The 22,463-nt window shown below is 61.2% G+C and carries 20 protein-coding genes; 11 read left to right on the forward strand and 9 right to left on the reverse strand.

Annotated features, from left to right (window positions below; all coding sequences use genetic code 11):
- Positions 1-48 precede the first annotated feature (48 nt).
- From DMP11_RS02395 to nhaA, 3 genes are all read right to left on the reverse strand, one after another.
- On the reverse strand, positions 49-3,057 hold the full coding sequence (locus DMP11_RS02395; RefSeq protein WP_123184909.1) for a heavy metal translocating P-type ATPase: 3,009 nt from the start codon (positions 3,055-3,057) through the stop codon (positions 49-51).
- A 32-nt stretch (positions 3,058-3,089) separates the two neighbouring features.
- Positions 3,090-3,404, reverse strand: a complete 315-nt coding sequence (locus DMP11_RS02400) for a metal-sensing transcriptional repressor (protein WP_123184910.1) — start codon at positions 3,402-3,404, stop codon at positions 3,090-3,092.
- A gap of 126 nt (positions 3,405-3,530) precedes the next feature.
- A complete protein-coding gene (gene nhaA / locus DMP11_RS02405) occupies positions 3,531-5,045 on the reverse strand; it encodes a Na+/H+ antiporter NhaA (protein WP_214647036.1) in 1,515 nt (504 codons plus the stop codon).
- A 454-nt stretch (positions 5,046-5,499) separates the two neighbouring features.
- Here nhaA and hpf point away from each other — a divergent pair, with 454 nt between their 5' ends.
- Together hpf and DMP11_RS02415 are read left to right on the forward strand one after the other, a co-directional pair.
- On the forward strand, positions 5,500-6,090 hold the full coding sequence (hpf, locus tag DMP11_RS02410; RefSeq protein WP_123184911.1) for a ribosome hibernation-promoting factor, HPF/YfiA family: 591 nt from the start codon (positions 5,500-5,502) through the stop codon (positions 6,088-6,090).
- A gap of 4 nt (positions 6,091-6,094) precedes the next feature.
- Complete coding sequence (locus DMP11_RS02415) at positions 6,095-6,313, forward strand: phosphopantetheine-binding protein (protein ID WP_123184912.1); 219 nt, start codon at positions 6,095-6,097, stop codon at positions 6,311-6,313.
- A gap of 59 nt (positions 6,314-6,372) precedes the next feature.
- Here DMP11_RS02415 and DMP11_RS02420 read toward each other — a convergent pair whose 3' ends face one another.
- The 4 genes from DMP11_RS02420 to leuC all read right to left on the reverse strand — a co-directional run bounded on the left by DMP11_RS02420 (position 6,373) and on the right by leuC (position 10,699).
- On the reverse strand, positions 6,373-7,674 hold the full coding sequence (locus tag DMP11_RS02420; protein WP_123184913.1) for a bifunctional folylpolyglutamate synthase/dihydrofolate synthase: 1,302 nt from the start codon (positions 7,672-7,674) through the stop codon (positions 6,373-6,375).
- Between the two features lie 105 nt (positions 7,675-7,779).
- Positions 7,780-8,886 (reverse strand): 3-isopropylmalate dehydrogenase, encoded by a 1,107-nt coding sequence (leuB, locus tag DMP11_RS02425; RefSeq protein ID WP_123184914.1) that lies wholly within the window; start codon positions 8,884-8,886, stop codon positions 7,780-7,782.
- 22 nt (positions 8,887-8,908) lie between these two features.
- Complete coding sequence (locus tag DMP11_RS02430; protein ID WP_123184915.1) at positions 8,909-9,406, reverse strand: 3-isopropylmalate dehydratase small subunit; 498 nt, start codon at positions 9,404-9,406, stop codon at positions 8,909-8,911.
- A 27-nt stretch (positions 9,407-9,433) separates the two neighbouring features.
- Positions 9,434-10,699 carry a 3-isopropylmalate dehydratase large subunit gene (gene leuC, locus DMP11_RS02435; RefSeq protein WP_123184916.1) on the reverse strand — a complete coding sequence of 422 codons (1,266 nt, stop codon included), beginning with the start codon at positions 10,697-10,699 and terminating at the stop codon, positions 9,434-9,436.
- Between the two features lie 275 nt (positions 10,700-10,974).
- Here leuC and DMP11_RS02440 point away from each other — a divergent pair, with 275 nt between their 5' ends.
- Complete coding sequence (locus DMP11_RS02440; protein WP_123184917.1) at positions 10,975-11,925, forward strand: Ppx/GppA phosphatase family protein; 951 nt, start codon at positions 10,975-10,977, stop codon at positions 11,923-11,925.
- A gap of 80 nt (positions 11,926-12,005) precedes the next feature.
- Here DMP11_RS02440 and DMP11_RS02445 read toward each other — a convergent pair whose 3' ends face one another.
- On the reverse strand, positions 12,006-12,197 hold the full coding sequence (locus DMP11_RS02445; RefSeq protein WP_123184918.1) for a DUF6440 family protein: 192 nt from the start codon (positions 12,195-12,197) through the stop codon (positions 12,006-12,008).
- Positions 12,198-12,273: 76 nt separating this feature from the next.
- On the reverse strand, positions 12,274-12,900 hold the full coding sequence (locus DMP11_RS02450; RefSeq protein WP_161555266.1) for a helix-turn-helix transcriptional regulator: 627 nt from the start codon (positions 12,898-12,900) through the stop codon (positions 12,274-12,276).
- A 603-nt stretch (positions 12,901-13,503) separates the two neighbouring features.
- Here DMP11_RS02450 and DMP11_RS02455 point away from each other — a divergent pair.
- The 8 genes from DMP11_RS02455 (at position 13,504) to DMP11_RS02490 (ending at position 22,445) form a co-directional block, all read left to right on the forward strand.
- Complete coding sequence (locus DMP11_RS02455) at positions 13,504-14,730, forward strand: CoA transferase (protein ID WP_123184920.1); 1,227 nt, start codon at positions 13,504-13,506, stop codon at positions 14,728-14,730.
- 38 nt (positions 14,731-14,768) lie between these two features.
- Entirely contained in the window at positions 14,769-16,070 is a 1,302-nt protein-coding gene (locus DMP11_RS02460) for an MFS transporter (protein WP_123184921.1), read from the forward strand.
- A 67-nt stretch (positions 16,071-16,137) separates the two neighbouring features.
- Positions 16,138-17,823 carry a class I adenylate-forming enzyme family protein gene (locus DMP11_RS02465; protein WP_161555267.1) on the forward strand — a complete coding sequence of 562 codons (1,686 nt, stop codon included), beginning with the start codon at positions 16,138-16,140 and terminating at the stop codon, positions 17,821-17,823.
- Between the two features lie 61 nt (positions 17,824-17,884).
- On the forward strand, positions 17,885-19,051 hold the full coding sequence (locus tag DMP11_RS02470; protein WP_123185049.1) for an acyl-CoA dehydrogenase family protein: 1,167 nt from the start codon (positions 17,885-17,887) through the stop codon (positions 19,049-19,051).
- A gap of 125 nt (positions 19,052-19,176) precedes the next feature.
- A complete protein-coding gene (gene fixA, locus DMP11_RS02475; RefSeq protein ID WP_123184923.1) occupies positions 19,177-19,941 on the forward strand; it encodes a putative electron transfer flavoprotein FixA in 765 nt (254 codons plus the stop codon).
- Positions 19,942-19,953: 12 nt separating this feature from the next.
- Positions 19,954-20,841, forward strand: coding sequence for an electron transfer flavoprotein subunit alpha/FixB family protein (locus DMP11_RS02480; RefSeq protein ID WP_123184924.1), 888 nt, complete (start codon positions 19,954-19,956; stop codon positions 20,839-20,841).
- A gap of 15 nt (positions 20,842-20,856) precedes the next feature.
- The gene (locus DMP11_RS02485; RefSeq protein WP_123184925.1) at positions 20,857-22,143 is read left to right on the forward strand and encodes an FAD-dependent oxidoreductase; all 1,287 of its coding nucleotides are present in this window, start codon (positions 20,857-20,859) and stop codon (positions 22,141-22,143) included.
- Positions 22,140-22,445, forward strand: coding sequence for a ferredoxin family protein (locus DMP11_RS02490; protein ID WP_123184926.1), 306 nt, complete (start codon positions 22,140-22,142; stop codon positions 22,443-22,445). The genes DMP11_RS02485 and DMP11_RS02490 overlap by 4 nt, the downstream gene beginning before the upstream one ends.
- Positions 22,446-22,463 lie beyond the last annotated feature (18 nt).

Here is a 22,463-nt window from a genome sequence, read left to right on the forward strand (position 1 = left end):
GGGCCGCCCCGCGCAGGACGGCCCACGGAAAACAAAGAGCGAAACACCCTACCTAAACCGCTTCAGAAGCAGCGAGTTGCTTACCACCGACACGCTGGAAAACGCCATCGCCGCCCCCGCCAAGGCCGGGGCCAAGATACCCACCGCCGCCAGCGGAATCATAACGCAGTTGTAAATGAGGGCCCAGAACAGGTTCTGCTTAATCTTGCGCATCGTGGCTTTGGAAAGCCGCACCGCCACCACCAAATCGCTCAGCTTGTTGCGCATCAGCACCACGCTGCCCGCGTCCAGGGCCACATCGGTGCCCGAAGCCATGGCCACGCCGATGTCGGCCGCCGCCAGCGCCGGAGCGTCGTTGATGCCGTCGCCCACAAAGGCCACCACCACCGCCGCGCCCTTCTGGCCCTTTGCCTTCTGCGCCGCCACGGCGGATTCCTTCACCTGCCGCACCTTCTCTGCCTTTTCCAGCGGCTTCACCTCGGCAAACACGTGATCAGGAGCAATGCCCACCTCGGCAGCCACCTCACGGGCCGGGGCCGGGGCGTCTCCGGTAACCATGTAGCTGGTAACGGCGAAATCGCGCCGCAGCTGGGCCACGGCACCGGCGGCGCCGGCTTTAGGCTGGTCGCGGAACGAGAACCCTCCCGCATCGCGGCCGTCCACGCTGACGCGGGAGCCCACGAACACCGTATGGCCCTCCACGACGCCCTGCACGCCTTTGCCCACCACCGCTTGGAAGTCGGCGGCAGCAGGCAGCGCCTGGGCCAATAGCCTGCCGTAGGCGGCAAGGGCTTCTTTCTCCCCCACCGTTTTGCCATCTACCTGCGGCAACCGGGCGGCGTTAGCGGCAAAGGCCTGACGATGGGCGTTCTGCACTTCCGCCCCCAGCGCTCCACTGGCAGCGGCGTAGTCCACCACCGCGCGCGCCAGCGGATGCTCGCTCTTGGCCTCCAGCGCGGCCGCCAGCCGCAAATCCGCCGGCGCCACCGTGCACTCCACCACCTGGGGGGAGCCCACGGTGAGGGTGCCGGTTTTATCGAACACGGCATCGCTCAGGTGGCACACCCGCTCCAGCACTTCGCCGTCTTTGATGAGCACCCCCAGCTGGGCCCCTTTGCCCATGCCCACCATGAGCGCCGTGGGCGTGGCCAGGCCCAGCGCACAGGGGCAGGCCACCACGATGACTGCGATAGCCGGCAGCAGTGCCCGCTGGAACTGGTTGGCGCCGTCGGCCGCGGGAACGAAGAAGAACCAGATGCAGAAGGTGATAGCAGCTAGAACCAGAATGGCGGGCACGAACACGGCGGCAATTTTGTCGGCCATGCGCTGCACCGGCGCCTTCGACCCCTGCGCGTCCTCCACTGCCCGCACGATGCGGGAAAGCGTGGAATCCTTCCCCACCCGAAGCGCGCGCACGGTAAGCGCGCCAGTGGTGTTGGCGGTACCGCCGGTTACATCCGAGCCCTCCTCTTTCAGCACCGGCAGCGGCTCGCCAGTGAGCATGGATTCGTCCACTTCCGAACGACCGACAATTACCACGCCGTCCACCGGCATCTTCTCGCCGGGACGCACCACAACCGTATCGCCCACCATCACACTGGCCAGCGGCACCTCCTCTTCGGCGCCGCCGCGCACTACGCGGGCCACCGGCGGCGTGAGGTTCATCAGCGCTTCGATGGCCTGGTTGGTGGCGCCCTTCGCCCGGGCTTCCAGAATTTTGCCCAGCAGCACGAAAGTGATCAGCATGGCGCAGGTTTCGAAATAGGGCATGCCGTCGTTGATGGCCATAGCAAAATGGCCGGTCCAGTCGCCGGTTATCACCGGTTGGAAAGTGATCCACAGCGAGAACAAAAAGGCGATGGAAGTGCCCAGCGCCACCAGCACGTCCATGTTGGCCGAACCGCCCCGCAGGCTGCCCACGGCCCCCTTGTAGAAGCGGGCGCCGCAACCGAACTGCACCGGAATGGTGAGCACGAGCAGCAAGGTGTTGGCGGCGAACATGGATTGGGCGTGGGTGGGGTTGGGCACGAATGCGCTGGCCAGCGCCTCGCCCACCCCCATGTGCCAACCGGGCAGCATGCCGATGCAGAAGATGACCACCGTAAGTGCCACCGCTGTGCCGAACACCTTCAGGTCGTGGCGGCCGCGGGCCTTTTCCTTGGCGCGGCGTTGCTCGTCCACCAAGGGTGCGTCGTCGGGAATGATCTCGGCAGAGAAATCCAGCGGGTCGAACACCCGCAGCATGTCGTCCACCGAGGCCACCGAGGGGTCGAACTCCACGATGCCGGTGTTGTTGGCCAGGTTCACGGCGCATTTCACCACGCCGGGAGTTTTGGCGTAGTTGCGCTCGATGGTGGCGGCGCAGTTGGCGCAGTGCATGCCCTCGATGGCGATGCGGATCTTGGCGGTGGAGGGAGCGGCGGGGGCTGACGCAGTGCCGTCTTCTGGTTGCTCCTTAGGCAGAGATAGAATCTCTGCCCTACGAAGGGCGGTCGGGGCGGAGTCCCCCCGGCAGCAGTCATCCTCCGCAGAAGAGCCCTCCGTAGAAACCCCCTCCGCAGGGGCGGCCGCCTTTTGCTCGGAAGCCTCGCGCACCGTCAGCTGGAAGTTGGTGTCGTCCAGCGCGTGCAGCAGCTGCTCCAAGCTGGCGGTATTGCCATCATAGGTTACCTCGGCCACCTGCCCGGGCAGGTCCACCCGCACGGCCGTCACCCCAGGCACCGCCTCGAAGTGGCTGGTCACATTGGCGACGCACTTTTCGCAGTGCATGGTGCCCACATCGAACAGCGCCCAGTGCTGCCTTGGCTTCCGCTCGGTGATCTTGAAATTGGTATCGTCCAGCGCACGCAGCAACTTCGCCACATCGGTCACCGCGCCGTCAAAGTCCACCGCCGCCGTTTGCGCCTCCAAATCCACCTGGCATCCCAGCACGCCGGGGAATTCCTGAAAGTGCTTGGTCACGTTGGCGACGCACTTCTCGCAGTGCATGGTGTCCACCTCGAATACCACGCGGCGCAGCTGCTGCGCATGCACCTGGGTTCCGTTTTCTTCCGTCACGATAGCTCCTCACCGGCCAAACGGGCCGCGCCCTAGCCGAAATTCCTCATCAGCTTCAACACCTCATCGATGACCGCGGTGTTGCCCGCCTGCACTTCTTCCACGACGCAGGTTTCCATGTGCTCTTTCAGCAACAGCTCCCGCACCCGGCGAATGGCGCTCTCGGCCGCCGCCAGCTGCGTGAGCACATCGCCGCAATAGCGGTTCTCATCGATCATGGCCTTCACGCCGTTCAACTGGCCGATGGCGCGGTTCAGCCGCTTTTGCACATCCGCCTGCAGCTCGGCGCTGCGGGGCGTTTTCTTGTGATGGCAGCAACAGCCTTCCGCTGCGGTCACCTCATCCATGAAAGCTCCTTTCTAAACCCCCAGGGGGTATATTATTGTCGTAATTTATACCCTATGAGGGTATGCAAGTCAACAAAAAAGCCCCGGCGAAAACCGCCGGGGCTTGATGGCCTGAGAGGGTGGAAGCTATCGCAGCCCTTCGGCGTCTTGAGCCTCAGCCGCCTCGGCCGCTTTCGCCTCAGCGGCCCCTTCCTGCTCGAACTCCTCTTGGATGGTGCCGTCGGATTCGGCCATCCGCTCAAACGGCTCCTCGGATTGCGGATCGATCATGTCGGTGGCCTCGCCGAAGCTCAGCCCCTGCTTCTTGGCCCGCTCTGCCTGCACGAACAAGAACACGAAGCCCAGGATGCCCGCCACCAGCGAAGCCGACAAGATGCCCAGCTTCGCATCGGCCACCAATACCGAATCGGGGAATGCCAGATTCGCCACGAAAATGGCCATTGTGAAGCCCACACCGCCCAAGATGCCCGCTCCCAACATGTGCATCCAATTGCAATGGGTAGGCAAATCGGCAATCTTGAACTTCACCGTAAGCCAGCTGAACAGCACAATGCCAATGGGCTTGCCCAAAAGCAGGCCGAAAAATACGCCATAGAGCACCGGACTGCTGAGCATCTGCCCAATATCGTTGCCCACCAGGGCCACATCGGCGTTGGTGAGGGCAAACAGCGGCAGCACCCCGAAGTACACCCACGGATACAACGCGTGTTCCAGCCGCGTGGCGGGCGGAATAACCTCATTGGCCACCTTAGACAGGTGCTTCACCGTTTTCATGTAATCGCCCTGGGCCATGATGGGCGCATTGGCATCGAACTGACTCGACGCCTGTTTCACCCGCTCATCCGACCAAGTGAGGAAGGTACGCAGATTTACCCGGGAACCAGACGGAATGGTGAAGGCCAAAAGCACACCGGCGATAGTGGAGTGCACCCCCGAGCTGAACACGCAGAACCACAGCACAACGCCTAGCAAAAGATACGGCGTCAGCGAGTATACGTGGGCGCGGTTCATCAAGATGAGCACCACCATCACCACAGCGGTCATGACTAGCCAGAAAACCGACGGACTCTGGCCATAAAAGATGGCGATGACCAGGATGGCGATGATGTCGTCGGCCACCGCCAGCGTGGAGAGGAACACCCGGATGCCGTTGGGCACGTGATTGCCCAAAAGCGCCATGATGCCCAGCGCGAACGCGATGTCGGTGGCGGTAGGCACGCCCCAGCCGTGAGCGGTTTCGGGGTTCATGCCGTTGAAGATGCTGTAAATGACAATGGGGGCCAGCACACCGCCGCAAGCGGCGATGATGGGCAGCGCCGCCTGGCGGATGTTGGTCAGCTCACCCACCGTCATCTCGTACTTGATTTCCAAGCCCACCAGCAGGAAGAACACTGCCATGAAAATGTCGTTGATGATGTGGGCTAGCGACATCTCCCCCACAAGCGGCCCCACCCCCACAACCACTTCCGTGTGGAAGAACTCAAGGAAGCCCTCGTGGGCACCGGTATTGGCCACCACCAGGGCAACCACCGCCGCCAGCAGCATGGCCATGGCCGCTTTCGTGGAGGAATGGGTGAGCGCCACCAAGGCCTTCGATCGGCGAAGATGCCCCTGCACTTCGGGAATGAACAACTTGTCCAAAGCCAACAACCGCCTTTCGGAAACGAAAAACCTCAGCCGCCCGCAACCACGGCCGAAACGCAGACGGCCCGTGTCTCCATGGCCCGCCGTGCCGGAATTTGCAAATTTGGATTAACAGTACCTCGCCCGGAAACCCATGCGAATCAATAACAAATAATTGTAACGCTCTTTTTACTCCATTGAACTAAAGTCCTTGATTTATCTCCATATCGCCCGCCTGCCCGCGCTCATCTGCGAAATCTGCGTTACGAGTCAGAAAACTGTTTCTGGTCATTTCACTAAACCTTTCTCCATTTCGCCGATTTGCGTTATTCTATTCATGCAGCTAAACGAGAGGGGCCGCAGATGACCGTGCTTGCCGCATCTTCGCATTCCAAATGCAGCAAGCCGTCCTTGTGCCCGGCGCCTTTCGGAAGGCTGTTTTTTATTCGCCACGATTAAAGAGGTGGACGCTATGAGCATTACAGTGACGGGACGCAAGATTGCCATCACCGACGCCCTCCGCAGCTACGCAGAGGAAAAGATCGGCAATTCCCTCAAGGCCATCGACGCTGATCCCATCAGCACTGAAGTCGTCCTTATGCATGAGAAGAACCCCGCCAACCCGTTGCCGGCCATTTGCGAAGTTACCGTTCGCATCAAGGGCCGCATCGTGCGCGTGGAGGAGAGCGAAGAGGACATGTACGCCGCCATCGACGTGGCCGCCGCCAAGATCGCTCGCCAGATTCGCAAGTACAAGACCCGCCTGGTGGACAAGCGCGTGCGCGCCACCGAGCGCATTGTGGACTACGCCCACGAGGACGCCAAGCCGGAGACCGACCTCGACCTGGACAAGCTGATGAACGAGCTGCAGGACGACGAGGAAGCAGTGGTGCGCCGCAAGGAAACCGAGTTCACCCCCATGACCGAAGAGGACGCCCTGGTGCAGATCGACCTGCTGGGGCATGACTTCTTCGTGTTCACCGACCGCGATTCCAACAAGGTTTCCGTGCTGTACCGTCGCGACGACGGTGGCTACGGCCTGCTGGTGCAAAAGGAGGACTAACCCCATGGCCACCATCGATGTGATTCGCACCATACTACAGGAAAATCTGGATGTGGACCCGGCCGATGTCACCGAAGAGGCCACATTCGCCACACTGGGGCTGGATTCGCTGGATACCGTTGAGCTGATTTGCGCGCTGGAAGACCAGCTGGACATCGATTTCGGCGAGCCGGAGGGGCTGGAAACGCTGGGCGACGTGGTTGCCTACATCGACAACCTGTAGCGCCGCACTCACCTGAGCCTTATGGAAACGCCCTCTTCGGAGGGCGTTTTCTTTACTGCTTAATCGAGGGCCTTCATGAGATCGGCGATGGCGTAGAGGGTGCCGAAGGCCACGGCCACGCCCTCCGGCCCCGCTTGGGCGCGGGCCTGGCGCAAGGCCGCCGCAGCATCGGGCGCCAACGCAACCGGCACCCCGGGCGCCTCTTCCGCAATTACCTGGGCCAGCTGCTCGGCCGCAAGCGCGCGGGGGTTTTCCGGAGCGTACAGCACGAACCCTGCCGCGCGCGGCGCTACCGCCCGCACCATGGCCCGAACGTCCTTGTCCGCTAGCACGCCCATGGCCAAAGCCGCCTTCTTTTGGCCCGTTGCCTGCAACACTTCCGTAAGGGATTCCGCCAGCGCCTGGGCCCCTTGGGGGTTGTGGCCGCCATCGACGATGGTAAGCGGCCCCGTTGCCACCACCTCGAAGCGCCCGGGCCACTGGGCCCGCTCCACCCCTCGCCGCTCGGCGTCCTCAGGAATTCTCCAGCCGCGCTGCCGCAACAGCCGCACCGCCTCCAGCGCCATGACGGCGTTCGCCGGCTGGTAGCTGCCCAGCAGCCCTGTGCGATAGGCCTCTCCTTCATAAGTAAAGGTGCGGAAGGGCCGCTGCCCCTCCCCTAACCGCAACGGCCCCGCCTCCAGCTTCCCGAAGTCCGCCACAGTTACCGGACAGCCCAGCTCTGCCGCCCGCGCCTCTATCACCGCCATGGCCTCGGGCTTCTGGGGCCAGCTGAGCACCGGCGCACCGGATTTGAGGATGCCCGCTTTCTCGGCCGCCACCTCGGGGATGGTTTCCCCCAAAATGGCCGTGTGGTCGAGGGCGATGGGGGTTACCACGCAGAGTTCCGGTCGCTCTATGACGTTGGTGGAGTCCAGACGGCCCCCCAACCCCACCTCCAGCACCACGATGTCGCAGCGCTCTTGGGCGAAGTGGCACAGGGCCGTGGCGCACATGAGCTCGAACTCCGTGGGATGCTCTCCCAGCTGCGCCTCCACCTCGCACGCGGCATCCCGCACCGCAAGCGTTACGGCACCCAAGGCTTCGACGGAAATGTTGCGGCCGCACACGCGAATGCGCTCTTCGAAGCAATGGATGAACGGGCTGGTGAAGAGCCCCGTGCGATAGCCCGCCTCCCGCAGAATGCGCTCGATGTAGGCGCAGGTGGAGCCTTTGCCGTTGGTGCCGGCCACGTGCACGAACCGCAAGGCGTCTTGCGGCCGCCCTAGCTTCTCCAACAAAAGCCGCGTGCGCTCAAGCCCCAGGCTCACCTTTTGCCAGCGCGGCTCGTTGATGTAGGCAATCGGGTCGAATTTCGCCATGGCCCCTCACCTCCCTTTCCGCAGCGCCCCGTAGAGAAAAGGCGGAGATTGAATCTCCGCCCCACGAATGCGAACTAATCCTATAAAGCCGTCAATTTTGATGCGCTAGATGCGCTCGCACACCAAATCGCCCATCTTGACGGTGCCCACCACCTTGTCGGCAGGGGTGTCGGGGCCCTTGATGTCGCCGGTGCGCCAGCCTTCGTCCAGCACCGCGGTCACGGCGCGATGGATGTCATCGGCCGCCGCGCCCATGTCGAAGCTGTAGCGCAGCATCATTTCCACCGAAAGGATCTGCGCCAGCGGGTTGGCCACGCCCAAACCGGCAATGTCGGGGGCACTGCCGTGGCTGGGCTCGTAGAGGGCCACGCCGTCGCCCAGGCTGGCAGAGGCCAGCATGCCCAGCGAGCCGGTGATCTGGGCCGCCTCGTCGGAGAGGATGTCGCCGAACATGTTCTCGGTCACCACCACGTCGAAATCCGCTGGGCGGTTGATCAGCTGCATGGCGGTGTTGTCCACCAGCAAATCCTCCAGCTCCACGTCCGGATACTCGGCATCGTGGATGGCGTGCACGATCTCGCGCCACAGGCGGCTGGTTTCCAGCACGTTGGCCTTGTCAACGCTGGTCACCTTGCCGCGGCGCTTGCGAGCCGCCTCGAAAGCCTGACGGGCAATGCGGTCGATTTCGTACTCGCGGTACTCCAGCGTGTCGTAGGCGCGCTGCCCGTTGGCGCCGTTCACGCCCGCCCCCTCTTCGTCGTAGAAGCGCTCGCGCATGCCGAAGTACAAACCGCCGGTCAGCTCGCGCACGATCATCAGGTCAACGCCGTCGATGATTTCCGGCTTCAACGTGGAAGCGCTGGCCAAGGCGTTGAAAATGGCCACCGGGCGCAGGTTGGTGTACAGCCCCAGCTCTTTGCGAATGCCCAGCAGCCCCTGCTCCGGCCGCGGCTGATTGGGATCGGTGGTGTCCCATTTCGGGCCGCCCACTGCCGCCAGCAGCACCGCGTCCGACGCCTTCGCCACATCCAGGGTTTCCTGGGGCAGCGCGGTGCCGGTTTCGTCGATGGCGATGCCGCCCAGCAGGGCCTCGGTGTAGTTGAAGGCCACGTCGTACTTGCGGCCGACCGCATCCAGCACCTTCACGCCTTCGGCGATGATCTCCGGCCCAATGCCGTCGCCCGGCAACAGGCAAATGTTGTAGGTTTTCACAACCGCTTCCTTTCCCGTAAAACTACTGTTGGCCCAACTTGTTCTTCCAGCGGTTCACCAGGCCGCCCGCCTCGATGATCTCGGCGATGAAGGGCGGGAACGGCTGCGCCGTGAAAGTTTGGCCGGTGGTCTCGTCCACGATGGTGCCGGTTTCGGTGTCCACGCTCACCACGTCCCCTTGGCCGATGGCGTCCACCGCGGCCGGGCACTCCATGATAGCAAGGCCGGTGTTGATGGCGTTGCGGTAGAAGATGCGGGCGAAGCTCTTGGCGATCACCACGTCCACGCCGGCCGCCTTGATGGCGATGGGGGCGTGTTCGCGGGAGGATCCGCAGCCGAAGTTCTCCTCGGCCACCAGAATGTCGCCAGGCTGCACCTTCTCCACAAACTGGGTGTCCAAATCCTCCAGGCAGTGTTTCGCCAGCTCGGCGGGGTCGGAGGTGGTCAGGTAGCGGGCCGGAATGATTACGTCGGTGTCGATGTCGCGCCCGTAGCGGTGGGCGCTGCCTTTGAATTGCATGACAGTCCTTTCAGGGTACGGGCGAATTTAGTCCAGGTCTTCGGGAAGGCCGATGTGGCCCAGCACCGCGCTGGCGGCGGCCACGGCCGGCGACGACAGGTAAACCTCGGAAGTGGGGTCGCCCATGCGGCCCACGAAGTTGCGGTTGGTGGTGGCGATGGCGCGCTCGCCGGCGGCCAGGATGCCCATGTAGCCGCCCAGGCACGGGCCGCAGGTGGGGGTGGAAACCGCGCAATTGGCCTCCAGGAAGATGTCCATCAGGCCTTCTTCCATGCACTGGCGGTACACCTTCTGGGTGGCGGGGATGATGATGCAGCGCACATCCGGATGCACCTTGCGCCCTTTCAGCACCTCGGCCGCTTGGCGCATGTCGTCCAGCCGGCCGTTAGTGCAGCTGCCGATGACCGCTTGGTCAATCTTCACGTGGCGCGCCTCGGCCACCGGGCGCGTGTTGGAAGGCAAGTGCGGGAAGGCCACGGTAGGCACAATGTCGGCACCGTCAATTTCGATGACCTGGGCGTACTCGGCATCCGGGTCGGAACGGTACTCGGTGTAGGGGCGTTCCACGCGGCCGTCCAGGTAGGTGCGGGTCACGTCGTCCACCTCGATGAGGCCCGCCTTGCCGCCCGCCTCGATGGCCATGTTGGAAATGGAAAGGCGTTCGTCCATGGGCAGGTTGGCAATCACGTCGCCGGTGAATTCCATAGCCTGGTACAGCGCGCCGTCCACGCCGATCATGCCGATGATGTGCAAGATGATGTCCTTGCCGGTGACGCCGGGGTTCAGCTTGCCGTTGATTTTGAACAGGATGGTGGAGGGCACCTTGAACCAGGCCTTGCCGGTGGCCATGCCCACGCCGGCATCGGTGGAGCCCACGCCGGTGGAGAAGGCCCCCAGCGCGCCGTAGGTGCAGGTATGGCTGTCGGCGCCGATGATGAGGTCGCCGGCCCCCACTACGCCCTGCTCGGGCAGAAGGGCGTGCTCCACGCCCATGCAGCCCACCTCGTAAAAATGGGTGACGCCCTGCTCGCGGGCGAAGTCGCGCACGATCTTCGCCTGCTCGGCGCTCTTGATGTCCTTGTTAGGCACGTAATGGTCGGGCACCAGCAGAACGCGCTCTGGGTCGAACACCTTGTCGGTAATCTGTCGCACCGTTTTGATGGCGATGGGGGCCGTTACATCATTGGCCAGCACGAGGTCGAGGTCGCACTCGATAAGCTGCCCCGGCACCACCTCGTCCAATCCCGCATGGGCGGCCAGAATCTTCTCCGCCATAGTCATGGGACGCGTCATGGGCTCTCCTTACGTGGGAATTTCTAAAACTGCGCCATTTTAGCACTGGAATTCCCCGCTCGCGGCCCACTTTGCCTCAAGGGTGAAAAGACTTCGCGAAAGCCGCCGGCCGTATCGTCAGGCCCCCAACGCACCTTGCCAGCGGCCACCGCTCCAACACCACCCCGTTGCCGAATTGGCGCGATTCTTTTCGTTCGGTTGCGTTTCCGAAAAGAGCCCCGCCGACGGTGTTTTTAACGGTATGCTTGGCGGCAAAGAAAAGCGAAAGGACGCATATGGGCACTTTCAATCCCGGGCGCTACGCCGCCATCGACATCGGAACCGTCACCTGCCGAATGCTGGTGGCAGATGTGGACAGCGAGGGACGCATAACCCAGCTGGCCAAGGAGTACGCCATTTGCAATCTGGGTGAAGACGTGGATGCCACCGGGCGCCTGAAGCCGGAGGCGATGGACCGGGTATGCGCCGCACTCGACCGCTACCAGGCGGTTTTGCGGAACCTGGAGGCGGAAGGCGCCCCCATCACCGTTACCACAATGGCCACTTCCGCCGCCCGAGACGCCGAAAACGGCGCCGTGTTCCAAGAGCGCTTGGCACTGCGCGGGCTGCCGCTTTCCATCATTCCCGGCACCGAAGAGGCGGCGCTGTCTTTCCTGGGGGCCGCCAGCGATTTCCCCGGCCAGGCCATTTTGGTGGCCGACATCGGCGGCGGATCCACCGAAATCGCCTATGGCGCCGCCGGGCAAAACCCCTCCATCCTGCACTCCTTCAACATCGGCTGCCGCCGTGTTACCGAGCGGTTCTTCCACAGCGACCCACCCTCCCCTGCCGAAATAGAGGCGGCGCGTCAATGGATTCGCGAAACCTGGGGGCCCTACTTCGACGGCTGGCTGGCCGAGGGCATGGCGTTCGACCAGCTGATATGCGTGGCCGGCACCGCCACCACGGCCGTTTCAGTGCGCGACGAGATGGCGGTGTACAACTCCGAGAAGGTGCACCTCTCCCCCGTTACCGGCGACGAGCTGGGAGCGGTGTTCCGCAAGCTGGACGTGCCTTTGGCCCAACGGCGCGAAGTGGTGGGGCTCGACCCGGGCCGCGCGCCGGTCATCGTGGCGGGCATGGTCATTCTGCAGGAACTGCTGCGCGCCGCCCAAACCTGGCACTTCACGGCCAGCGAATCCGACATCCTGAAGGGCATCATCCTGCACACCGCCCGCACCGCATAACAAAAGGCGGAGCCGCCGCACCCGCGACAGCCCCGCCTCCTTCAAGCTCTTGACCTGCGCAGACGCAGAGCAAGTTCCCTTTAATCCACCGGCGTGACGATTGGCCTCCCCTCGGCATCCACCAAAACCGTAAGACCGCAACCACTAGTCAAAGACGACGAGGCCAGCAGGTAATTCACCCCCGTCTTGCGATCCACGATAACCTGCCGCACGTTCACGGAACCCTGAGAGCTGACCAAATCGAAGCGCTCTCCTTGCTGTGTGAGTCTCATGGTAATTCCTTTCTTCCTGAAAATATCGACCGCCGTACGCGGCGCCGGCCCTACGTTCTCAAAAGCTGCACGGGTTTCACTGCCCCAGCAGAGTGCTCGCAACGTGGCACGCCGCATAGGCGGCCGCGAAGCCAACCGCCATTCCTGCCGCTGTTTTCAAAGCCACGGCCAGGCGCGGATGGGCGCGAGTAAACGAGGCACCGCGGCGCGGCGGCTCTTCCCCCCGGGAGTAGGCCAAGATGTCGCGGTAGGTGACCAAATCGTTTTCGCGCTTCATGCGCTCTACGCGGCCCATCAGCGCCATCCCGCCGCCCCACAGCAGCAGCAACACCGTGAAGCCCAGCACGCCGCCCTCTGAAAGAGCAGGCACAACGGAGGATTGGGCCGTAGGAGCGACCAACCCCACGGCCAGCGCCACAAGTCCCGCCCCGGTCATGCCCCAGGCGATGGCGGCCAAGCGCGACATCTTCTTCCAACCGTCTTCTACCTTTTCTCCCATCTTCACGAGGTCCCCTTTCACAAGGGCGTCCATCGACGTGCCGAACTGCTCACTCAGAAGCAGCAGACTGTGTAGATCGGGATACGTGCGATTCGTCTCCCAGTTTGAGATGGTCTGCCGCGTCACAAAGATGCGGGCCGCTAACTCTTCCTGGGAGATGCCCAGTTGCTCGCGGTGGCCTTTCAGCCGATTTCCGATTTCCACCCGTCCAACCTTTCGTGACCAGGATTGCCTATCGGAGAAGAAAGTACCATCAAAAGGCTTTGGCACCCAGCCCCAATTCCGTCCAGAGCGATGCCAAAAGTGTTTGACACCTCAGGTACAAAGCCCTTCTTGAGAAGGCAGCGTTAAGGAAGTTGGCCCCCAGGACCCAGAGCTGCCCAATGGCAACATGAAGAAAAACAAGCGCGAGCAAACTTAGCAGTTTCTACGGGACGCACCGAAACTTCGAAAAATGGGCTGAGATGTGTGGCGCCTGTGAGCACAATTGGCTAGTAGAAAGAGCGTAACGATTCACAAAACTCTCATATGGATTTGAAGGTTTTCGGAGAGCCTAAAGCCCTTTTTCGTCACCTTTGTAGAGTTTTTCAAGCGATGACGCAACATCTTGGAAACGGGATTACTCGGGCGCCTCCTAGCAACATCAGGCCATCTAACAACCACAACACATCTTTCCTGCAGTCCGGCAACAACACAAAAATGACCCATTGACTCTCAAATTGTTTGGCAGAGCACAATGCAGTTGCGCCCGACGGGGAACCGCGGCCCCACGGGGTTATAGGTCAATCCACGAAAGGAACTAAGGAGATGTGGAAGAATAAAAACAAACCCGACTTCGGTCTCCTGTCCGACCTCAAGGTGGTGAGCGCGTCGTCTTCGCTAGCGGGTCCGTTCATCGCCACCATTTTCGGCGAGTACGGTGCCGATGTGGTCTGGGTGGAGAACGCCGACATGCCGGACTTTACCCGAGGCACCCCCAACTGGCAGTGTGAAGGCGAACGACGCAACTGCCGCAACATCGCATTGAAGCTCAGGCATCCCATGGGCCGCGAGGCACTGCTTAGGCTCATCGAAGATGCTGACATCTTCATCGAGTCTTCCAAGGGCGGTCAATTCGACAAACTGGACATGTCCGATGAAGTGCTTTGGGAGCGCAATCCCAAATTGGTTATCGGTCACGTATCCGGATTCGGCCAAACGGGCATCCCCGACTATGTGAAGCGTCCTTCTTTCGATGCCATCGGCCAAGCTTTCTCTGGCTACATGAACGAAAACCGCAACCCGATGACACCGCCTTATGCGGTAGGACAGTTCGCAAGCGACTACACTACCGCCCTCTACACTGCCATCGCGCTTTTGGCCGCCTGGCACCATGCTCGCGAGACCGGCGAAGGCGAAAGCATCGATGCAACCCAATACGAGTACATGATGCGCACGAGCATCTACGGCATCGACTGGTTCACCAACCACCGCACCTTCCCCACTGCTGGCGAGCAGAACGTCAACGCAGGGTGGGGCACCTACGAGTGCAAAGATGGCTATATCTTCTGCTGCTTTAACGGCTCGGGCGTCATGAAGCGCGGCAACGAGCTGCTAGGGCTGCCTTACGGTGATGACGTGTTCCCCGAAGGCTCGGCCACCTGGAGCATCGAGAAGCCCTGCGGCCAAATTTTCCTCAAAGCCCTTGAAGAGTGGCTGGCGGACCGCACCGTGGAAGAGGCAGAGCAGATCATGCTCGAGCACAACATCCCCGTATCCCGGATTAATACTTGGGCCGATGTGGAGGCAGACCCCCACGTGCAGGCTCGCGAAGACATTGTGGAGTGGGAATCTGTAAAGGGGACAAAGATTCGCGCAGTAGCTCCACTGCCCAAGATGAAGAACAACCCTGGCAAGGTGTGGGCTCCGTGCCCGGCATTCGGCCAGCATAACGAAGAAATCTTGGACGAACTCGGCTTTACTCCCGAAGAGATTGCCACGATGTACGAAGAGGGGGCCATTCGCAACGACCCCGATCTGACACTCTCTCGGTAAAGTTTTCCGTAAAGCCTCCATGCGAAAAGAGGAGAGAAATGACTACTGAAGCAACCGGTAAGTCGCAAGGCATCTACTATGGCTGGTTCGTGTACGCCGCCGTCTGCGTCTGCATGTTCTTGGCCTGCGCCTTTACCTTCAACACTGCAAGCATCTACTACGAATCAGTGGCCACTGCTTTCGATGTGGGCCGCGCCAACGTTGGTTTTTACATGACGCTCGTTTACGCCACTGCCTGCGTTGCCAACCTTTTCTGGGCAGGCCCGTTACTCCAGAAGCTTGATCTGCGCATCATCTTGTCCGTTGCCTGCGGTTTGGTGGGCGTGGCATTGCTCATTATGTCCAATGCCCAGTCCATCGAATGGTTCTACGTGGCAGGCGTGCTGATGGGCCTTGGCAACGCGTGGCTGCTCTGGCTTATCGTGCCTGTTGTGGTGGGCCGCTGGTTCAAGAAACGCAATGGCCTGCTCATTGGCGTAGGCATGGCCTGCACTTCCATTTCCGGAACCCTGCTGGCTCCGGTGTTCTCCGGCATCATCCAAAGCTCCGGATGGCGTTCTGCCTACCTTTACCAGGCAATCCTAGTGCTGGTTATCTGCCTGCCGCTGGCCATCTTCGTGGTGCGCAGCCGTCCTGAGGACAAGGGCTTGAAGCCGCTGGGCTGGGAAGAGGCAGAAGCAACTACGGCAACATCCGCCAAGGAGCAACCGACTCAGCAGGAGGGCATCACCCTGAAGCAAGCCTTCAAGAAGCCTTCCACTTTCATCCTTTGCTGCGTCTTTGCAGGACTGGCCAATATTGGCCTGACCATGAACTACTTCTTCCCCTCCTTTACCACATCCATTGGCTACGATGCCGCAACTGGCGCTCTCATCGCCTCGACCATCATGCTCTCGTCTCTGTTCGGCAAGCTTATCTTGGGGTTCCTGAACGACTACTCCATCGTGCTTTCCAATATCGTGGGCATCGTGCCTATGATCATCGGCCTCGCCTGCATGATGCTCTTCGGTGCCGATAACGTAGCGTGGCTTTACTTTGGAGCGGTATGCTTCGGCATCTTCTTCGCAGTACAGCCCACCAACGTGCCTCAAGTGGCCCGCAAACTGTTCGGCAATATTTCCTACGACCGTATCTTCACCTACGTCGCCGTGGTTATGCCGCTGGCAGCTGCCGTTGGCTCCACCTTCTGGGGCTGGATCTACGACATCACCGGTTCGTACAGCGGCGCATTCATCATCGACATGGTGATCGGCGCGCTGGCGCTGGTAGTGCTGCTGGCTTCGCTGCAAACCCGCAAGGGCCTGTGGGCATGGGCCGAGAAGCATCCGGAGGTCAAGTAGGCCAAAGGCAGCTCCAAGCAGCTAGATTGCTGTTACGCGACCAACTATGCGAGGAAGGGAGGCTGTGATGTTTAACGACCGGGATGGCAAATCCTTTGAAGCGGCTCTTGCACACCTGCGTCCTTTGTGGGCGAAGGCGGCCGATGAAGGCGTGCCCGGTACCATCGCACTGCCCTCTGTAACCTTGAAAGACTGTATTTTAGCCACAACCGCGCGGCGTCAAAACGACGTGCACATTTACGATGAAGACCGCACGTTCACCTTCGCCCAAAGCAATGCCATAGCCTGCCGCCTCGCCAACGCCCTGGCGGCCCATGGTGTAGAGCATGGACGGACGGTCTTCATCATGCTGGGCGATATTCCCGAGCTGATTTGGGGATATATGGCCTGCTACAAGCTTGGCGCAGTGGCAGTGGGCATCAACCCCCGCTCTACGGCTGCCGAAATTGCCCGGCTCGTCCAAGATTGCAACCCCGCAGCCTTTGTTTTTCCCATCTGCTGCGGCGCCAAAGTGCAAGACGCGCTTGGGAATCGTTGCGACGCGATGCCGCTCGTGGCGGTCGACGATACAACGGGCACCCACGAAGACGCGTCGGCACCGCTGGCAGCGGCAATCCCCTTCCCCCGTTTCCTAGAGGAGGGAACGGCCGATGAGCCCCACGCAAACGTGACTCCCGACGATGTGGCGGTTATCATCCACACCGGCGGCACCACCGGCATTCCGAAAGGATGCCCCCTCACCCATGCGAACCTGCTTTGGGCCCAGTACTTCTTCTATGCCGATCTGCGGCCACGGCTTCAGGGCGAGCGCGAGATGATCAGCCTGCTCACAAGCCCCATGGTGCATGCCTACGGACTGAACTTCGGAGTGAACTGGGGCGTGGTGATCGGTGGCGCAGTGGTGCTGACCCGGCATCTGGATAGCACCTACCTGGCCCAGCTCATCGAGACCCGGCGCCCCACTGTTTGGGGCGCCGTCCCTCGCCTTCTGCGGGAGATGGTGGCCAGCGGCGCGGGCGAGCGCTTCGACCTCGCCTCCCTTGCGGTGGTAGTGGTGAGCTGCACGGTGACGGCACCGGACATCGCCCGGCGCTTCGCGGCCGTCTGCCCCGCCGCCATCGTCGAGGACTACGGCATGAGCGAGACCGCCGGCCCCGTAACCCTCACCCCCGTGCTCAAAGGAGCGCCCGAGGGCACCGTGGGCATCCCGGTGGCGAACACCGACATACTGGTCGTGGACGAAGAAACGGGCACCGTGCCTATGGCTGCCTCCCAGACGGGCGAAGTTATATTCCGCGGCCCCCAGATAATCGGCGCCTACCTGCACGGAACCCCCGAAACCCAGGCAACCTTCCGCGAAGGCTGGCTCTACAGCGGCGATATCGGATCGTTTGACGACCAAGGGTACCTGACCATAGCCGGACGCATCAAAGACATGATCAATGTAAACGGTTTCTCGGTATTCCCGCGGGAAATAGACGAAACGGCCACACTCCACCCGAAGATCGCCGATGCCTGCACCATTGGCGTGGCCGATGAGGCGGCTGGCGAGCGCCCCAAGACGTTTGCCGTACTGAAACCCGGCGAGACGATGGAGCCCCAAGAGCTTATCGACTACTGCCACGAATACCTTATTGCCTATAAATGCCCGAAGTACGTGGAATTCATAGGCGCTATCCCCCATACCGCCATGGGCAAGCCGGACAAGCTGGCGCTGCAGGCCTATGAGCAGCACGGGAAATCATTTGAGTAAGCAACACCGACAAGGATTGTAAAACGGGCGCCCAAACGCCCCCAAAGAGAAAGAGATGACCATGGATTTCACGAAAACTGACGAGCAAGAGCTAATGCTGGAAAACCTGCGCGAGTTCTGCGACCGCTGGGTGACCGAAGAGCGCATCCAGGATTGGTACGACAAGCGCCGCGTTGACGACGAGGTATGCAAGGCTTACTTGGAAGCCGGTTTTGGCTACATGTTCATCCCCGAGGAATACGGCGGAATCCCCTCTGACGCCCAGACCCTGGCCATGGTGGTAGAAGAGCTCATGCGCACCACTAGCGCCACCATGCCGTTCATGTCCTACGGGCTTTCGATGTACGACCTGGCCACGTTCGGCACCCCCGAGCAGGTGGCAAAGGGCATGGAGGCCTACAACGAGACCGGCCAGCAGTGCTTCTCGCTGGCTCTTTCCGAGCCCGGCGCTGGCTCCGACAACCAATCCATGACCGCCACCGTCCATTGGGACGACGAGAACGGCACCTGCGTGCTGAACGGCGCCAAGACCATGGTGAGCCATGCGGAAACCGCACCCTACATCATGTTCATCGGCAAAGACGAAGATCCGTCCCACGACAACAAGTCCTACTCAATGTTCCTGGTTCCCAAGGACACCCCGGGCATTACCATGGCGCCACTGCACAAGATCGGCCAGACCAGCACCAACTTTGACGAAGTGTATTTCGACAACGTAGTGGTTCCCCAGTCCGATCTGCTGGGCGAAAAGGGCAAGGGCTTCAAGCAGCTGATGCACAACTTCGAGATCGAGCGCATCATGCTTTCCGCCCACAGCCTCGGCCTTGCCCAGGCGGCCTTGGAAGAAGCCGCTCGCTACGCCGCCCAGCGTGTGACCTTCGGTCAGAAGCTGTTCAAGCATCAGCTGATCGCCGAGAAGCTGACGGACATGGAAATCAAGTGCCAGAACATGCGCAACATGCTCTACAAGACCGCCTGGGAGTTCGACAACGGCATTCCGGTGCGGTTGGACAGCGCCCTTTGCAAGCGTTACCTGTCCACCACCGCCACCGAAGTGGCCTCCGATGCCATGCAGATCATCGGCGGTTTGGGCTACACCACCGAGAGCAAGATCGGCCGCATCTGGATCGATGCCCGCGGCGACTCCTTCGCTGGCGGCACCGAGGAGATCATGGTGCATATTGCAGGCCGCGAAATCGTTAAGAAATACGCGTCGGATCTGCTCTAACTGCTTGAGGTCGGCGAAGGGATGTCGTCCGCGCGCATCCTTTCGCCCCCAGCCTGCCGGGGCTCGTCCCAAAGAAGATGGCCCCCGTGAAAAGGTCGCCACGCAGGCGACCGGGAAGGATTCCTATGAAAATTGCAGTGCTTGTGAAAATTCTCCCGGATGACCAAGACATCCAGGTCAAAGGAGACCGAACGCTAGACTTCAGCCGCGCCAAGAGCACCGTGAGCACCTACGACCTGAACGCCATTGAGGCGGCGGCCCAATTGGCCGCAAAGGCCGATGCCCAACTGGTAGCTGTCACCTGCGGCCCCAAGTCCATCAACGACAGCAAAACCCGCAAAAACATTCTCTCCCGCGGGGTAGACGAGCTGTACATGCTGACCGACGACGGCCTTGAGCTGGCCGATGCCTACCAAACAGGGCGCATCTTGGCGGCCATGATACAGAAAATCGGGGATGTGGACTTGGTGATAGCCGGCGATGGGTCTGCCGATCTGTATGCCCAGCAAGTCGATGTTCAAACTGCCGAGGCATTAGGATGGCCGGCCATTAACGGCGGCACTGCATTGGACACCGATGGTGCCACCGTCACCGTAGCCCGTATACTCGAAACCGAACGCGAGTCCATCCGCATGCCTCTGCCCGCCGTGGTAAGCGTGGCTCCGGAAGTAGCACTCCCCCGCATCGCCGGCATGAAAGACGTGCTGGCGGCCGGTAAGAAGCCGGTTGTGGAGTTCACCGCCGAAGAGCTGGGCGGTATCGCCGCCCCCACCGTGGAAACGGTTGAAATTCTGGCGCCAGTGCCAACGCCCCGCAAAAAACAGATCTTCGACGCCGCCGATGAGGGAGCCATCGATGCATTTGTGGCCGCTCTGCGCGAGGTAATGTAAGGAGAATCCGCTATGAAGACTTTGGTGATCGCTGAAAACGAAGCGGCTGCCCGCGAACTAGCCGCAGGTGCCCGCGCCTACGCCGATGAAGTTGTATACGCTACTTTCGCGGACCCGGTAACGGGCATCGCAGACAAGTGCCTGGTGGTAGAGGTGCCCGAGGGCCAGGCGAAGGAAGCCGCCTTCGACACCTTTGCAAAGATCCTTGCCGACGAAGACCCGCAGATGGTGTTCTTTGAGCCCACTCGGCGTTTGAAAGCGCTCGTGGGGCGCTTAGCCGCCCACAACGGAGCATCGGTCATGACCGATATTTCCGCCATCGACGAGGAAAGCGTACAGACCCGCTATTTCGGCGGCATTGCCGAGCGCACCGCGAAAAGCGTAACCCCCGTTGCATTCTGCTCGGCGGGCGCAGGCACCTTCAAGGATGCCGAGCCCTCCGGCACCGATGTGGTGGAAACGGTGGAGTATGTGGCCCCGGCCGTGACGCTGGAATGCGTCGAGCGCGAAACGCTGCCCCCCGCCGAAGTTGATCTGACCGCTGCCGACAAGGTAGTGGCGGCCGGCCGCGGCTTTGGCTCCGAAGAAGAACTGGAAGAGGCTCGGACGTTCTGCAAGGCCATCGGCGCCGAACTGGGCTGCACCCGTCCCCTTACCGAGACCGAAGACTGGTTCCCCCGCGAGGCCTATATCGGCATATCCGGGCTTATGCTCTCGCCGGAGGTGTATGTGGGCATCGGCGTATCCGGCCAAATGCAGCACATGGTTGGCGTCGATCGGGCCCACGTGGCCTTCGCCATCAACAAAGATGCCCATGCCCCCATCTTCGACAAAGTTGATTACGGCCTCGTAGGCGCCATCAACAACGTTCTGCCGAAGATCAATGCAAAGCTGAGCTAAAGGCGGCGAACTCTTATGGCTGATTTCGATGTTATTGTGGTGGGAGCTGGATACGCCGGCACCGTGGCCGCCTACGAGTTGGCAAAAGCCGGCAAGAGCGTGCTGGTGGTAGAGCGCGGCAATTACGCCGGCGCCAAAAATATGACAGGCGGCCGCATTTATTCCCACTCCCTGAAAAAAGTTTTTCCAAACTTCGAGCAAGATTCCCCGGTGGAGCGGCGCATCACCCATGAACGCATCTCGCTCATGGATCCCGAGGCGAACTTCACCATCGACTTCACGTCGAAGGCGCTCAAGCAAGAAGGCCAGGACTCCTATTCCGTCCTTTCCGCCGTCTACGATCAGTGGCTAGCGGAGCAGGCGGAGGAGGCGGGCGCCGAGATCATCTACGGCATTCCCGTTGAAGACCTCATCATGGAGGGCGATTCCGTTAAGGGCGTTATCGCCGGCGAAGATTCTTTGACTGCCGATATCACCATTCTGGCAGACGGCGTGAACTCGCTGCTCACCGCCAAAGCCGTTGGGGCAAAGAAGCCCAAGCCCTCCGAGATAGCCGTTGGGGTGAAAGAACTCATCGAGCTGCCTTCCGGTGTTATCGAAGACCGCTTCCTCTGCAACCCCGGCGAGGGCGCCGCTTGGCTGTTCGCCGGCGATGCCACCCATGGCCACATCGGCGGTGGCTTCATGTACACGAACAAAGACTCCATATCGCTCGGACTTGTGGCCACCATCTCCGATCTGACAGGCGCAACCCGCCCCATTTACCAGATGATGGAAGACTTCAAGAAGCACCCGGCAGTGGCTCCGCTTGTACGCGGAGGCAAGGTAGTGGAGTACTCCGGGCACATGGTGTCCGAAGGCGGCTATGCCATGGTCCCCAAACTGGTGGCCAACGGCTGCATGGTCACGGGCGATGCCGCTATGCTCTGCATGAACTTGGGCTACTGCGTGCGCGGTATGGACTTCGCCGTCGCCTCCGGCCAAATGGCCGCCCAGGCGGCCGTCGAGGCGCTGGACGCCGGCTCTGTGGACGAGGCGTCCCTGCATCGCTACGTGGATCTTCTGGAAAACTCCTTCGTTTTGCGGGAGCTTAAGCAGTATCGCCGCTTCCCCCATTTCATGGAGAGCACAACCCGCATCTTCAAGGAGTACCCCGCGATGGTGAAAGAAATAATGAACAGCATGTTCGTGGTTGACGGCAAGCCTGCCGACCCCCTTAAGAAGAAGATCATGAATCCGGTTAAAGAAGTGGGCGTGACCACGGTGCTCAAAGACGCGATGGGAGGGATGAAGGCCCTATGATCGACCCAATCGACGTGAACGTAGACGAGAAGCTATCGCTCAACCGCTACGAAGTGGACGAAGAGAACGCCCACATCCGCTTAAAGAACGAAGCGGAATGCCCCAATTTCCAGGAGGAATTCGACAAGCTGATTATTGCCTGCCCCGCCGCTCTGTACCGCCGCGACGAAGAGGGTCGCCCCTCCTTCGATTATGCCGGATGCCTCGAGTGCGGCACCTGCCGCATCATCTGCAGCGACACCATCTTGGATTACTGGCGCTATCCCGGCCCCACTATGGGGGTGGAATATCGCTGGGGGTAAACGCGCAACTCACTCACA

The organism is Parvibacter caecicola, from assembly GCF_003725335.1.
Lineage (GTDB): Bacteria > Actinomycetota > Coriobacteriia > Coriobacteriales > Eggerthellaceae > Parvibacter > Parvibacter caecicola.